Below are 13,403 nucleotides of genomic sequence, written 5' to 3'. Positions count from 1 at the left end.
GGCGCGCATTCGCGCGACCCGTTGGCTCCTCGCAATGACGCTGTGAGGGCACGAACACCAATTCTTCGCCCGCTCCACGTCGAGAAACTACAGCGACACCGCGTAAAGTTCGTATTCGCCGCGCACCAGTTCGATATGCGCCCGCATTGCCGCGGCAGCGCCGACACGGTCGCCGCGCATGATCGCTACGACGACGCGGTCGTGCTCGGCATGGGATTTCGCCAATCGCCCGAGATTGCGAAACTGCGCACGCCGAAACGGCTGCACCCGCACCCGGGTCGCCAGTGTAATTTCGGCGATATAGGTGTTCTGCGAGCCGGCATAGATCGCGTTGTGAAAACGCTCATTGACCTCGTGGAAGCGATCCGGATTGCCGGCGTGACTTAACACCCGCAACTCCTCGTGAACCGCTTCCAGCCCGTGCCGCTCCGCCGGCTGCATGCGCTCCGCGGCGAGACCCGCGCATATCGCTTCCAGCTCCGCCATCGCCTCGAACATGCCGGTCAGCCGTTCCAGCGAAGGCCGCGCCACCACCGCGCCGCGATGCGCCCGCGCATCGATCAGCCCGCTCGCCGCCAATTGACGCAACGCTTCGCGCACCGGCGTGCGCGACACCTTGAAACGCGTCGCGATGTCGGTTTCATCGAGGGCAGCGCCCGGCGCCAGCACGCCGCGCACGATTTCATCGGCCAGTTGCAGGCGCAGTTCCTCCGCGCGCGTGATCTTGTCCGGCATGGAAGCCGCGCGGCCGGCGCGCCGAACCACCGTCTCGGGTTCGGCGGCGGAACGCTCGGAGGCGCTGGACGGAAGATCGTCAAGACTCATTTCGATGGATCCTGCGGTTCGACGATGACGCTGACATGCGCGGCGACGATCTTCCAGCCTTCGGGAAATCGTACCCAGGTCTGCATCTGCCGTCCCACCTTGCCCGGCGCGGAGTCGCGATAAAACAGCGTCGAGGCAACCGCCGTGTCACGGCCATAGCTCGTGATCACGGTTCTCGCGGTCCGGCGCATCAGGCCCGTCGACGGGCGCGCCGCGCGAAACGCCATGATCTCGTCATAGCCGTACAGGTTTTCGCCGCCACCGTAGCGCAGCGTGCGGGAATCCGGACGGAACAATTCGTCGAGAACCGCGACGTCGTTGGTCACCAGCGCCTTTTCATAGCGCGCGAATTGCTCGGTCACTTCGGCGAGCACGTCGGGGAGATCGACCTGCATTCCTACAATCCTCTCGGTGGCGGCGCGGAAACCACGCCGCTGCGTTCCAGCGCGTACGCTACGCGCAACGCGATATCTTCCCGCCAGGGTGCTGTGATGATCTGCACGCCGATCGGCATCGGCTCCAGCGGCACCGGCACTGCGACCACCGGGAGTCCAATAAAGGAAATCGGCTGGGTGTGAATGCCGATATTGGCGCGCACCGGCAATTCAACGCCGTCGAGCAGGAAGTTCACCTGCCCCAGCTTCGGCGCAACGCATGGCGTGGCCGGTGCGATGATCACATCGACCGATGCAAACAGCTCCAGCATCCGGGCGCGATACCAGCGGCGAAACTTCTGCGCGCGGTCGACCAGCGACGCCGGAACCATCGCCCCCGCCAGCAGGCGGTCGCGCACCGCCGGGTCGAAATCATCAGGCCGCCGGCGCAGGCGATCGAGATGCAGCGAAGCGCCTTCGGTCGTGGAGATGACATAGGCCGCGGCGCGGGCGCGCGCGGCCTCTGGAATTTCGACGGTCTGCGTGACGCCCAATCCCTTGGCGACGCGCGCGACTGCCTCAACCGCTTCGGCAAAAACGTTCTTCTGGAAATAGCCGCCGGCAAGGGCGATCCGTAAGTTACCGATATCCTGCGACAGCATTGAGGCGACCGGCTCGGCGGCCCGGGTCGTGCACGCCGCATCGTCAGGATCAGGTCCCTGCATCGCATCGTAGGCCAGTGCGAGATCGCCGACATTGCGCGCAAATGGGCCGAGGTGATCGAAGCTCGAGACGAATGGAAACGACCGCGCACGGGACAGCCGGCCGTAAGTCGGCTTCAAGCCGAAGATTCCGCAAAACGACGAAGGCACGCGGATCGAACCATTGGTGTCCGATCCCAGCGCCAGCGGCACCAGTCCGCCACCGACCGCGCCGCCGGAGCCGCCTGACGAGCCGCCGGTCATCCGCGTCACATCATGCGGATTGCGGGAAGGTCCGTCGTGAATATTCTCACCGGTGAAGTCGTAGGCGTACTCGCCCATGTTGAGCGCGCCGACCAAGACCGCGCCGGCCGCCTCCATGCGCTCGATCAGCGTCGCGTCGCGTGACGACGGCGGCAGGTCGCGGTTGATTTTCGATCCGGCGCGGGTCGACAGGCCCTGTACGTCGAACAGGTTCTTGACCGCGAACGGCACGCCGGCGAGCGGGCCGAGATTTTTTCCCGCCGCAATCTCCACATCGATCGCGCTCGCTTTGGCGCGTGCGCGCTCAGCGGTGACATCGGTAAAAGAATTAAGGACCGGATCGTGTTTGGCGATTCGCGCCAGCGCAGCGTCGGTGACGCTAAGCGCCGACAGCTTGCGGCTCTTCACGGCTGTTGCGATGTCCGAGGCCGATAATCCGTCGAGGCTAGACGTCATGGCGGGATCAGGCTGCAAAGACACTGGCGGACTCGGCTTCGTCTGACAACGCAAATTCATCCACCAGCCGCGCCAGTTTCAGCGACACTTCGAGATTGGCCCGCACCGCCGGCTTCCAGGTATCATCGATCGGCAGCATCAGGGCTTTCGACACGGCGTCGATATAATCATCCAGTGAATCAGGAGCCATTAGTGTTCCGTGTTCCGTCGGGACTGTCCGTCACTATTATCGCATCCGCCGGGAACTTCAATGAACCGGCAACGGCGGATGTGGAATAGCCGTCAACAGCTCCTTTGTATAGGCATCCTGCGGATTGCCCAAGACCTGTTCCGACGGCCCCTGTTCGACGATTCGGCCCGTCCGCATCACGATAACGCGGTCGCATAGCAACCGTACGACGTTCAAATCATGCGACACGAACAAATAGCTCATGCCCATCGACTGCTTGAGATCCTGAAGCAGGTTCAGCACCACCGCCTGCACCGAGACATCGAGCGCGGCGGTCGGCTCGTCGAGAATGACAAGCTTTGGGTGCAATGCAATCGCCCGCGCGATCCCGACGCGGGCCTTCTGTCCGCCCGACAATTGATGCGGGAACCGATCGAGCAGATTGACCGGCAGACCGACGAGGCCCGCCAATTCTTCGCAGCGGGCACGCAAGGCGTCGCGCCCCTTGATATCGCCGAGTTGCATGATCGGATCGGCAATCGCGCGCGCCGCGGTGAAGCGCGGATTGAGGCTGTCGGTCGGATCCTGAAACACCATCTGGATGCTTTTGCGCAACGGCAGCCGCGCGAAAGCGCTGGGCATGATACCGCCGATCTCGTCGCCGTCGAACATGATGCGGCCCGAGGTCTGGTCCAACAGCCGCATCACCATCATCGAGGTGGTCGATTTGCCGCAGCCGGATTCCCCAACCAGCCCGACGCTCTCGCCATGGGCGATGGAAAAGCTGATGCCGTCGACCGCACGGAACACATCGGGCTCGGCCGCCGGCTTGCGCGCGAACAGTTTGCCCAGCGTCGCCGTGTCGCCCTGGCGCGGATATTCCTTCACGAGTTTCTCGATCAGAAGAAGGGGTTTTTTCGCCTTGTCCTCGCCTTCAGCCGGAGCAGCCGTCGCAGGCAACGGCGTTGAGGCAAGAGCCGCGGCTTCCTCCTCCGGCAGCAAATCGCGCAGGGAGACGCCCAGCCGCGGCGTCGCGCGCATCAGTTTCTTGGTATAGGCGTGTTCGGGCTTGGTGAAGATGTTGGCGGACATCGCGGTTTCGACCACGCGGCCCTTTTCCATCACCACCACGCGATCGCAATAGGCCGCGGCCAATCCCAGATCATGCGTGATCAGGATCGTGGACATGCCGCGGCGCTTGGTCAGTTCGACAACGAGGTCCATCACCGCCTTCTGTGTCGTGACGTCAAGGCCGGTGGTCGGCTCGTCGGCGATCAGAAGCTGCGGATTGCAGGCCAGCGCCAGCGCGATCACCACGCGCTGGCACATGCCGCCCGACAGTTCGAACGGATAGGCATGATAGCGCTCACGCGGTCGCGCGATCTTGACCTGCTCGAGCGCCGCGATCGCCCGGTCCGTCACCTGCGAGCGGTCGACCTGGACATGCTGCAGCAACACATCCTCGATCTGGTGACCGATCTTGCGAATTGGATTCAGCGCCAGCCGGGGACTCTGGAAGATCATCGATATTTCGCGGCCGCGCAGGTCGCGCATCTGGCTCTCGGTCGCGGCCTTGACGTCGACTCCGGAGAACATCACCGATCCATCGGCGATCTTGCCGGCGCGGTCGAGAATTCGCATCACCGCATAGGACGTGACGGATTTGCCCGAGCCGGATTCCCCGACAATGCCCAGCGTCTCGCCCTTGCCCACGGCGATATTGACGTGCTGCACCGCCTTGACGATACCGCGCCGTGTCGCAAATTCCACCGTGAGGTCGCTGACATCGAGCAGCGGTAGCGCGGCCGTTGGCGCAGTCATGGCGTGCTCCCGAACTTCATGCGTCACGTCCTTCGTTGCGGATCAACCAGATCGCGCAAGCCGTCGCCGAGCAGATTGAAACAGAACACCGCGATCATCAGCGCTCCGCCGGGGAAAAACGCCACCCACCATTCGCCGGAAATAATGTTGGTCGCGCCTTCGGCGACCATGATGCCCCATTCCGGCGTCGGCGGCTTGACGCCGAGACCGATGAACGAAAGCCCGGCTGCATTCAGGATCGCATAGCCCATGGTGAGCGAAATCTGCACCATCATGATCGGCATGATGTTCGGCAGGATATGCACCAGCAGTATGCGGAAGTCGCCATTGCCGGACAGCCGCGCCGCCTGCACGAAACCCGCCTCACGCCGCACATTGGCTTCGGCGCGTGCGACGCGGACATAAAGCGGGAAATTGATGATCGCGGTCGCGATCACGATGTTGGTCACAGTATTGCCGAGCGCGGCGACGATGCCCATCGCCAGCACGAACAGCGGAAACGCCATGATGGTGTCGGAGATGCGCCCGATGATGCGGTCGGTCCATCCGCCGAAGAAGCCTGCGGCGATGCCGGCCAGCCCGCCCATGAACAGCACCAGCGCCACCGACGCGACCGCAATCGTGAAGTCGAGACGGGTTGCGGCGAGCACGCGGCTGAAAATATCGCGGCCAAGCAAATCGGTTCCGAACCAGTGGTGCAGCGACGGCGACTGCAGGGTCGCGGAAGTATCGCTGGCGAGCGGGTCGTAGGGCACGATGTAGGGGCCGATCAGCGCGCACACCGCGATCAGCACGAACAGGCCGAACGACAATCCGGTCACCGGATTGTCCGCCACCACGTAGATCGCATGGCGGAAGATCGAGTTGGTAGGAGGCTTCGGTTGGGCCTCCACGACGGGCACGGCGGTCAGACTGGCTTCGGTCATGCTTCAAGCCTCACGCGCGGATCGATCACGCCGTAGAGCATGTCGATCAAAAGGTTGAGCGCCACGTACAACACCGCCATGGTCAGCACGAAGCCCTGCACCGGCGCGAAGTCCGATTGCAGCAGCGCTTCGACGGCGTAGGAACCGATGCCCGGCCAGGCGAAGACTTTTTCCACCAGCACATTGGCGCCGAGCAGGAACGAGAACACCATGCCCAGCGTCGTCACCACCGGCAGCATCGCGTTGCGGAAAGCGTAAGTGAGGATGACGGTGCGGTCGTTGAGGCCGCTGGCGCGTGCGGTCCGGATGAACTCGGAGGCCAGGATCGCCAGCATCGAGGCGCGGGTCATGCGCGTGATCGGCGCCAGCGAGAACACCGCCAGGGTCACCGCCGGGAGAACCAACTGGCTGAGCGACGCGCGGAAAGTCTCGAAATTTCCGGTGATCAGGCTGTCGATCAGATAGAAGCCGGTGATATCAGGCGGCGCTGTGGCAAAGGCATCGAGCCGCCCAATCGGCGCGGGCGACCAGCCGAGATTGAAATAGAAGATGTAAACCAACAGCAGACCGGTAAAGAACACCGGCAAGGAAACCCCGGCGGTGGCGATCACCCGGCATAGATGATCGATGAAAGAGCCTTGTTTGACCGCCGCGAAAATACCGAGCGGCACCGCGATGACGATTGCGAGAATTAATCCCGACAACGTCAGCTCCGCCGACGCCGGCAATCGGCTGGAGATTTCGGTCGCTACGGGACGGCCGGTGGACAGTGAATTACCGAAATTGCCATGCGCGAGATCATTGACGTAGTGCGCGAACTGGTCGGGCAGCGGCCGGTCGAGCCCCAGCGATTTGCGGATTTCGGCAATCGACTGCGGCGTGGCGGCCGGTCCGGCGAAGTAAACCGCGGGATCGCCCGGCAATACGCGGGTCAACAGAAATGTCACGATCACGACACCGATCAGGGTCGGAATCACCGTCAGCAGACGCTTTGCGATCGTCAACATGGTCTTCTGCCCCAAATTTCCCGAACCGCGTTAAGAAGCGATACGATTGCTCCGCGCCTCCGTTGTGATAGTGCGCGTCAGCCCTTGACGATTGAGCGGTAGTCGAGTTGCCGGTGGAACCAATAGGCGTAGCCTGAGATGTTCTTCTGCGTTGCGACGTTGAGCAGCGGCTGGAACAGCGGAACGCGAGGCACCTCGTTGTAGGCCTTCGAGATAAAGCCCTCGACGTCTTTGGCGTATTTATCCTTGTCGCCAATGGCCGCGGCCGCAGCCGCACCGTTAATCAGGACATCCATGTCCGGATTGACGTAGCTCGATGTGTTGAAAATCGAGTTCTGGCCGGAATAGCACCAGAAAAAGTAATATTCGGGATAGTCGAGCCAGCCGGAGAAGAAGTTGATCATCAGCGGCATCGACTTCTTGGCCATTTCGCTGCGCCAGTTGGCGCCAGGCACCTTATTGATCGCGGTCTTGATACCGATCTGGCCGAGCGCTTCCTGCACCAGCACGGAAATCGGTTCGCAGATGTCGCCGGCGCCAAGATCGAAAGAAATTGTGGTGTCGATATTTGACACACCGCTCTCCGCCATCAGCGCCTTGGCCTTGGCGATGTCGTCGCTGTAGCCCGTCTTCGCCGGCCAGCTGATATCGGTGACATTGTTCGACGGGCCGCCAAACATCGGGTTGGCGAGGCCGAACATCGCCGCGTCCATGATCTTCTGGTAGGGCAGCGCATAGGCGATCGCCTGACGGACTTTCGGATTGTCGAACGGCGGGGTCTTCACGTTCAGCTCGACGCAGTACATGCCGTTACCGATCGGATTGGAGATGATGACGAGCTTGTTCGCCTTCTTCATCTCCGACGTGTCCTTGCTCGACAGATCGAAGGAAATGTCGGCATCGCCGCGTTCCATCAGCGCGCGGCGGTTGCCCTGCGAGGGAATCGTGCGCCAGATGATCTTCTTGAGCTGGGGCAATTTGCCGCCCACCCAGTCGTCATGGCGCTCGTAGACCGTTTCGACTCCCGGCTTCCAGCTCGTGACCTTGTAAGCGCCGCCGCCGGCGGTGTTGCTCTTGGTGTATTCGAGTGCCCAGGGATCCTTTTCCGTGGCCTTGGTCTTCAAGAGTTCGGAATTGTAGACGCTCGGCACGATCACCGCGAGATCGGGAATCGTCAGACGATCCTTCTTGATGAAATCGACGCGGACGGTGCTGTCATCAACGATGACGAACTGCTCCTTGTTGACCAGCGAGCCGGCCTTCATCTGCACCGTCGGGAAGCCACCGACGGTCACGGAGCGATCGAGCGACCATTTGACATCCTTGGCGGTGACCGGCGTGCCGTCGTGGAATTTCGCGTTCTTCTTCAGTTTGAAGGTGACCGACATATCGCCGATGTTCATGTCTTCGGCGAGTTCGGGTTTGAACTTGTCGCGGTCGTAGGACAGCGTGCCATCCGGCAGCGTCTTGGTTTCATGGCTGATCAGCCGGTCGTAGCAATTCCACGAAGTCTCATAGCCGGAACGGTTGGTACCGACGCCATGGATGTCGAGATTGTTGGGGCCGTTTTCGGTGACGACCAGCAACGTCTCCGAGCGGGCGTCGGCTTTGGCGGCCGACCAGATCGCGGGCGCAGGCACCAGGGCTCCCGCGGCGACGCCGGTTACGGATTTAAGAAAATCGCGGCGCTTCATCTGATGCTCCAACGCACGAGGAAATCGGCTTTTGGAGAGGAGATGTCGCAAGGTTCGTGCCAAATCTTAATGGGAACTTACCCGGGCACTAAACCCCTGATTTGACTTTGATTATGAATTCTCTGGAGGCCAATTCAGTGTTGTCGGGGGCCTGATCATTGCATACAAAGAAATGCAATTGCTCATTATATAGGCATATATTAAAATCGCTCTTTCCTTAGGCGATCATTGGACTGCCATATCATCGCGACCATCGCTCTTGCGATGGTCGCGATGGAACTGCAATCGTGGGGGCCTTCTGCAACCTGTGTTGAACCTTTCTTTCCAATCACCGACACCATTACAGGGGGATGAAGTGCCAGTGTACAGCCGCGCCGGTGTTTGGCGGACCACAATAATGGTCCTCGCGCTGCTTCTGACGGGAGTGCCCCCCGGCGCATGGGCGCGTGAATTTCGCGCCGCCGACACCCAGAGCGAAGATTATCCGACCGTCGAAGCGTTGCAGTACATGGGTCGCCTGATCGCAGAGCGCAGCGGCGGCCGTCACCAGATCCGTGTTTTTCATTCGCGCCAGCTCGGCGAGGAAAAGGAGACCATCGAGCAGACCCGCGTCGGCGCAATCGACCTTAACCGCACCAATGTTGCGCTGATCGGAAACTTCGTGCCGGCGATGAACGTGCTGGCGATGCCATTCCTGTTTCGCTCCATCGAGCACATGCAGAAGGTGATGGACGGACCGATCGGCACTTCCATTCTCGACAGCTTCGAGCCTTACGGATTTGTCGGCCTGACGTTCTACGATTCCGGCGCGAGGTCGATCTACAACAGCGTCCGGCCGGTCCGCACCGTCGCTGACATGAAGGGATTGAGGCTTCGCGTGCAGCAGTCCGAATTAATGTCCGACATGATCAAGGCGCTGGGCGCAAATCCGATCGAACTGCCCTACGGGCAGGTTCGCACCGGGCTTGCCACCAAGCTGATCGACGGCGCGGAGAACAACTGGCCGTCCTTTGTCACCACGGACCACTATAAATATGCCGGCTATTACACCCTCACCGAACACGCGATGAGCCCGGAAGTGCTGGTGATGTCGCAAAAGGCCTGGGAAAGCCTCTCGGCCGAGGACCGCAAGATCTTTCGCGAGGCGGCGCTCGAGTCGAGCCAGTTCATGCGCCAGAAGTGGAAGGATCTTGAAGAGCGATCGCGCCGTCAGGCCGAAAGCGCCGGCGTGACAATCGTCACCGACTTCGATCGCAAACCTTTCGAGGCAGCGATGGATGGAATCTATACCAAGGCAAGACGCAACCCCGCCGCCGCGGAGTTGATCGAACGCATTCGCAAGGTGGACTGAATTGGTCGCAGTAACGTCCCAGCACAACGAGGTGGAGGAGCGGCCGGCGAGTTTCGCCGCGCGAGGCCGCGCGCGCATCGTTGGACTGGTCCGCGCGGTGCCGATCCGCTGGCGCATCCTGTCGATCGCGGCGCTGAACTCGGCGGTCGTCGTCGTGCTGGTCGCCATGATCTGGAATGGCGTCCAGGTGCTCGGCACAGCCTGGGACGACGTGCGGCAGGTGCGGGAATCCGACAAGATCCTGGCGCTGCTGGAAAGCGAAACCGGCCATTTGCAGAACCTGATCCATCGCTACATCACGCAGCCGAGCCCGGAACTATTCGCCGAGATATCGCATCTGCGCGAGACGGTACTCGGCACCCTGACCACGCGCGCCTCAACCGATCCGGTGCTGTCGGGATCGGTGCAGCAGCTTGAGCGCGTTACCGAGCGCTTCCTCAACGGTTTCGGCGAATTGCGCGACGTGCAGGCGACCATTTCAAAAACCTACGAGGACGAGGTGCTGACCCCGGCGCGGGACATGGCCGGACTCTACTCGATCATCGAGGGCGCGACGGGGCACCGCGATGCCCTGATCTGGCCGTCGCTTGGAAAATCCCGCGAAGCATTTACTGCGATGCTGGTCGCCGCCAACGCCTATTATCTTTCGCTGGCGACTGCCTCCGCCGAGGAAGCCCGCCGCAATACCGGGACGATCGAACAGACCATCCCGGTCATGGCCGACCTTGCCGACAATGATCTGCAGCGAATGGCGTTGCAGCGATTGAATGCGCGGGCGGCGGCGCTGCGAAACGGCCTGACGAGATTGTCGGAGCAACTCGCGGCCCGAACCGAACTGCTGCGCGATGTGATCGACGCCAGCCAGGCCGAAGCCAGCGGCACCGTCGACGAGCTATCGATTAAAATGCGCCAGCGCGAGCAGAAAGCGCAGGAGACATTCGACCGGACGCTGGCCGACATCTCCCGCAAGGTGTTGTCGATTGCGGTGATCTTTCTCGGCATCATCATCACCGCGGGCGTCGTGATCGCGCTCAGCATCCGCCTGCCGCTGCAGCAGATCATGACGGCGATGCAGGCGATCACCTCGGGCGATTACAACAAGCGCGTCCAGGGAACGACCGCCCAGGACGAGGTCGGCGCGATGGCGCGCGCGGTCGAGGTGTTTCGCGAAAACGCCATTGCCAAGCGCAAGACCGAAGACGAATTGCGCGCGTCCAAAGAGAAGGCCGAGAACGCCCTGCATGAGTTGAACGCAGCGCAGCAGAACCTGATCGACGCCGAACGTCTGGCCGCATTGGGCGGCTTGGTTGCCGGGGTCGCCCATGAAGTCAACAACCCGATCGGTATCAGCCTGACGGTCGCCTCCAGTTTTGCGCGCCGTACCGAAATATTCGAGGCCGAGGTCAATTCCGGAACCGGGCTGCGGCGATCCCAACTCGAGGAATTCGTTCGAACCTCGCGCGATGCCGCCCAGCAACTGGTCAGCAATCTGCATCGCGCCGGTGAGCTGATTCAGTCCTTCAAACAGGTCGCTGTGGATCGCTCGCATGCCGAACGCCGCCAATTCAGCCTGAGCGAGGCGACCGACCAGATCATCGCCAGCCTGCGGCCGGCCCTGAAAAAGGCGTCGATCGCCCTTTCGGTCGAGGTGCCGGAAGGCCTGATGATCGACGGGTACCCGGGCTCCTATGGCCAGATTCTGACCAATCTGTTCCTCAACGCCGCCAATCACGCCTTTGGCGACGGGCGCTCGGGGACGATCTCGATTTCCGGACGCCCCCGCGGCAATGACGACGTCGAGATCATTTTCGCGGACGATGGGGCTGGAATGTCGCCGGACGTGCAGCGGCAGGCCTTCGATCCGTTCTTTACCACCCGCCGCAATGAGGGCGGGACCGGCCTCGGCCTGCATATTGTCTATAATCTCGTGACCCAGCAGCTTGGCGGCCGGATGATGCTGGATTCAAGGCTGGGACAAGGCACCACTTTTCGCATTATTATACCAAGGGTCGCCAAAGGCGGCTCCGCGATCGAAGACTCAGCAAGTGACGGGACTGCCCAATGGCCGAACAGGACGATGTCCTCCACCTGATCGACGATACCGGAACCGCTCCGGAAACGTCGACAGCGCGCAAGTGGAAGGTCGCCGTCATCGACGACGATCAGGCCGTACATGAAGGCACCCGCTTTGCGCTGAGCGACTACAATCTCAATGGGCAGTCGCTCGAGATCCTGTCGGCCTATTCGGCCGCCGAGGGCCGGACCTTGATGCGCGCCCATCCCGACATCGCGGCCGTGCTGCTCGATGTCATCATGGAAACCGACGCGGCCGGCCTCGATCTGGTCGAATATATCCGCAATGAACTCGGGAATGAAACCGTCCGTATCATCCTGCGCACCGGCCAGCCCGGGCAGGCGCCCGAGCGCCGCGTGATCGTCCAATACGACATCAACGACTACAAGGCGAAGACCGAGCTCACCGCCGACAAGCTGTTCACTTCGCTGACCGCGGCGCTTCGCAGCTACCAGCAGCTCGAGCGCATGGTCCAGACCCGGCGCGGGCTGGAAATCATCATCGATGCCGCCTCGACCCTGTACGACTTCAAATCCATGCAGCGGCTCGCCGAAGGCGTGCTGACGCAGATCGCGTCTCTGTTGAACGTCGATTGCGCCGGCATTCTGGTGCTGCGCGACGGCGGTGTGATCGGCGACGACTTTTCCGTACTGGCCGGCTCCGGCTGCTACAGCCGCTTTATCGGGATGGCCAGCTCCAAATCACTCGACGAAGATTTACGCTCGATGGTGGAAGCCGCCTTCAGGCGCCGCAAGCACGAATTCTTCGACCACCGCACCGTGCTCTACATTCGCACCGGCAGCGGACGCGAAGTGGTGGTGCTGCTGCAGGCCGAGCGCCAATTGTCCGAAACCGACCGCTCGCTGGTCGAGATTTTCGGCAGCCGGCTTTCGATCGCGTTCGACAATGTCATTCTGTATCAGCAACTGCACGAAGCCAACACGCAGCTAGAAGATCGCGTCGCCCAGCGCACCCGCGCGCTGATGCAGGCCAATCGCAGACTGTCCGCGCAGTGGCTGCGGCTGCAGCGCGCCAACGGCTTCAAGAACGAAATTCTCGGCACCGTCGCCCACGATTTGAAGAACCCGCTCGGCGTCATTCTCGGCCGCACCGAAATGCTGACCGAATTGATCGGCGCCGGCTCGTCCAAGGAGAGCGTTACCTCGCAGGTCGAACACATTCGCGATGCCACAAAGCGGCTGACCTCGATGGTCGATCACCTGATTTCGGACGCGATGGCCGACGCCTTCGACATCACCATCCGCCGTGAGCCGGTCGATGTCGCGGGCCTGGTCCGGGAAGTCGCCGATGCCAACCAGCCATCGGCCGTCAACAAGCAGCAGACTATTACGGTGTCGGCGCCGCCGAATATCGTGACCATGTGCGATGCCGACCGGATTCGCGAGGCGATCGACAATCTCATCAGCAACGCCATCAAATACAGTCCGATCGGCGGCAAGATCACCATGCTGGTGAGTCACGAGAAGAACAACACCATCATCCGCATCGCCGACGAAGGCGCCGGCCTGTCGCCCGAAGATCTCGGACGGCTGTTCGGCCGGTTCCAGCGGCTTTCCGCCAAGCCGACCGGCGGCGAAAGCTCGACCGGTCTCGGTTTATCGATCGTCAAGCGCATTATCGACATGCATGGCGGCGAAGTCACGGCCGATAGCGCCGGACCGGGACAGGGATCCACCTTCACCGTCACATTGCCCGCGACAGACGCATGATCGAAGAATGA

The 13,403-nt window shown here is 61.8% G+C and carries 11 protein-coding genes; 3 read left to right on the top strand and 8 right to left on the bottom strand.

From position 1 onward, the window contains the following. Positions 1 to 87: 87 nt before the first annotated feature. The 8 genes from HB676_RS20720 to HB676_RS20685 all read right to left on the bottom strand — a co-directional run bounded on the left by HB676_RS20720 (position 88) and on the right by HB676_RS20685 (position 8,237). A complete protein-coding gene (locus HB676_RS20720; protein ID WP_213739954.1) occupies positions 88 to 825 on the bottom strand; it encodes a GntR family transcriptional regulator in 738 nt (245 codons plus the stop codon). After that, positions 822 to 1,220, bottom strand: a complete 399-nt coding sequence (gene hpxZ / locus HB676_RS20715; RefSeq protein ID WP_213739952.1) for an oxalurate catabolism protein HpxZ — start codon at positions 1,218 to 1,220, stop codon at positions 822 to 824. Before hpxZ ends, HB676_RS20720 begins: the two co-directional genes overlap by 4 nt. Before the next feature lie 2 nt (positions 1,221 to 1,222). Then, entirely contained in the window at positions 1,223 to 2,620 is a 1,398-nt protein-coding gene (locus HB676_RS20710; RefSeq protein WP_213739950.1) for an AtzE family amidohydrolase, read from the bottom strand. A gap of 7 nt (positions 2,621 to 2,627) precedes the next feature. Next, positions 2,628 to 2,810: a DUF4089 domain-containing protein gene (locus tag HB676_RS20705; protein WP_213739948.1), complete on the bottom strand. Its 183-nt coding sequence runs from the start codon at positions 2,808 to 2,810 to the stop codon at positions 2,628 to 2,630. A gap of 57 nt (positions 2,811 to 2,867) precedes the next feature. Next, on the bottom strand, positions 2,868 to 4,610 hold the full coding sequence (locus HB676_RS20700) for an ABC transporter ATP-binding protein (RefSeq protein WP_213739946.1): 1,743 nt from the start codon (positions 4,608 to 4,610) through the stop codon (positions 2,868 to 2,870). 23 nt (positions 4,611 to 4,633) lie between these two features. Next, complete coding sequence (locus HB676_RS20695) at positions 4,634 to 5,536, bottom strand: ABC transporter permease (RefSeq protein WP_213739945.1); 903 nt, start codon at positions 5,534 to 5,536, stop codon at positions 4,634 to 4,636. Then, positions 5,533 to 6,543 (bottom strand): ABC transporter permease, encoded by a 1,011-nt coding sequence (locus HB676_RS20690; RefSeq protein ID WP_213739944.1) that lies wholly within the window; start codon positions 6,541 to 6,543, stop codon positions 5,533 to 5,535. Before HB676_RS20690 ends, HB676_RS20695 begins: the two co-directional genes overlap by 4 nt. A 77-nt stretch (positions 6,544 to 6,620) precedes the next feature. Further along, positions 6,621 to 8,237, bottom strand: coding sequence for an ABC transporter substrate-binding protein (locus tag HB676_RS20685; RefSeq protein WP_213739943.1), 1,617 nt, complete (start codon positions 8,235 to 8,237; stop codon positions 6,621 to 6,623). Between the two features lie 355 nt (positions 8,238 to 8,592). Here HB676_RS20685 and HB676_RS20680 point away from each other — a divergent pair, with 355 nt between their 5' ends. The 3 genes from HB676_RS20680 (at position 8,593) to HB676_RS20670 (ending at position 13,392) form a co-directional block, all read left to right on the top strand. After that, a complete protein-coding gene (locus HB676_RS20680; RefSeq protein ID WP_213739942.1) occupies positions 8,593 to 9,588 on the top strand; it encodes a TRAP transporter substrate-binding protein DctP in 996 nt (331 codons plus the stop codon). Positions 9,589 to 9,685: 97 nt separating this feature from the next. Beyond that, the gene (locus HB676_RS20675; protein ID WP_213740221.1) at positions 9,686 to 11,680 is read left to right on the top strand and encodes an ATP-binding protein; all 1,995 of its coding nucleotides are present in this window, start codon (positions 9,686 to 9,688) and stop codon (positions 11,678 to 11,680) included. Beyond that, on the top strand, positions 11,650 to 13,392 hold the full coding sequence (locus HB676_RS20670; RefSeq protein WP_213739941.1) for a DUF3369 domain-containing protein: 1,743 nt from the start codon (positions 11,650 to 11,652) through the stop codon (positions 13,390 to 13,392). Before HB676_RS20675 ends, HB676_RS20670 begins: the two co-directional genes overlap by 31 nt. Positions 13,393 to 13,403 lie beyond the last annotated feature (11 nt).

It is taken from the genome of Bradyrhizobium sp. dw_411, assembly GCF_018449695.1.
Lineage (GTDB): Bacteria > Pseudomonadota > Alphaproteobacteria > Rhizobiales > Xanthobacteraceae > Bradyrhizobium.
Note: the sequence above shows the minus strand (reverse complement) of the source record. Positions and strands in the feature narration are given on the sequence as shown.

What these genes read in the sequence shown, in the direction of transcription:
- HB676_RS20705 (WP_213739948.1), bottom strand. Translation starts at nt 2,810, where the DNA reads ATGGCTCCTGATTCACTGGATGATTATATCGACGCCGTGTCGAAAGCC.
- HB676_RS20720 (WP_213739954.1), bottom strand. Translation starts at nt 825, where the DNA reads ATGAGTCTTGACGATCTTCCGTCCAGCGCCTCCGAGCGTTCCGCCGCC.
- hpxZ (WP_213739952.1), bottom strand. Translation starts at nt 1,220, where the DNA reads ATGCAGGTCGATCTCCCCGACGTGCTCGCCGAAGTGACCGAGCAATTC.
- HB676_RS20695 (WP_213739945.1), bottom strand. Translation starts at nt 5,536, where the DNA reads ATGACCGAAGCCAGTCTGACCGCCGTGCCCGTCGTGGAGGCCCAACCG.
- HB676_RS20690 (WP_213739944.1), bottom strand. Translation starts at nt 6,543, where the DNA reads ATGTTGACGATCGCAAAGCGTCTGCTGACGGTGATTCCGACCCTGATC.
- HB676_RS20700 (WP_213739946.1), bottom strand. Translation starts at nt 4,610, where the DNA reads ATGACTGCGCCAACGGCCGCGCTACCGCTGCTCGATGTCAGCGACCTC.
- HB676_RS20670 (WP_213739941.1), top strand. Translation starts at nt 11,650, where the DNA reads ATGGCCGAACAGGACGATGTCCTCCACCTGATCGACGATACCGGAACC.
- HB676_RS20685 (WP_213739943.1), bottom strand. Translation starts at nt 8,237, where the DNA reads ATGAAGCGCCGCGATTTTCTTAAATCCGTAACCGGCGTCGCCGCGGGA.
- HB676_RS20710 (WP_213739950.1), bottom strand. Translation starts at nt 2,620, where the DNA reads ATGACGTCTAGCCTCGACGGATTATCGGCCTCGGACATCGCAACAGCC.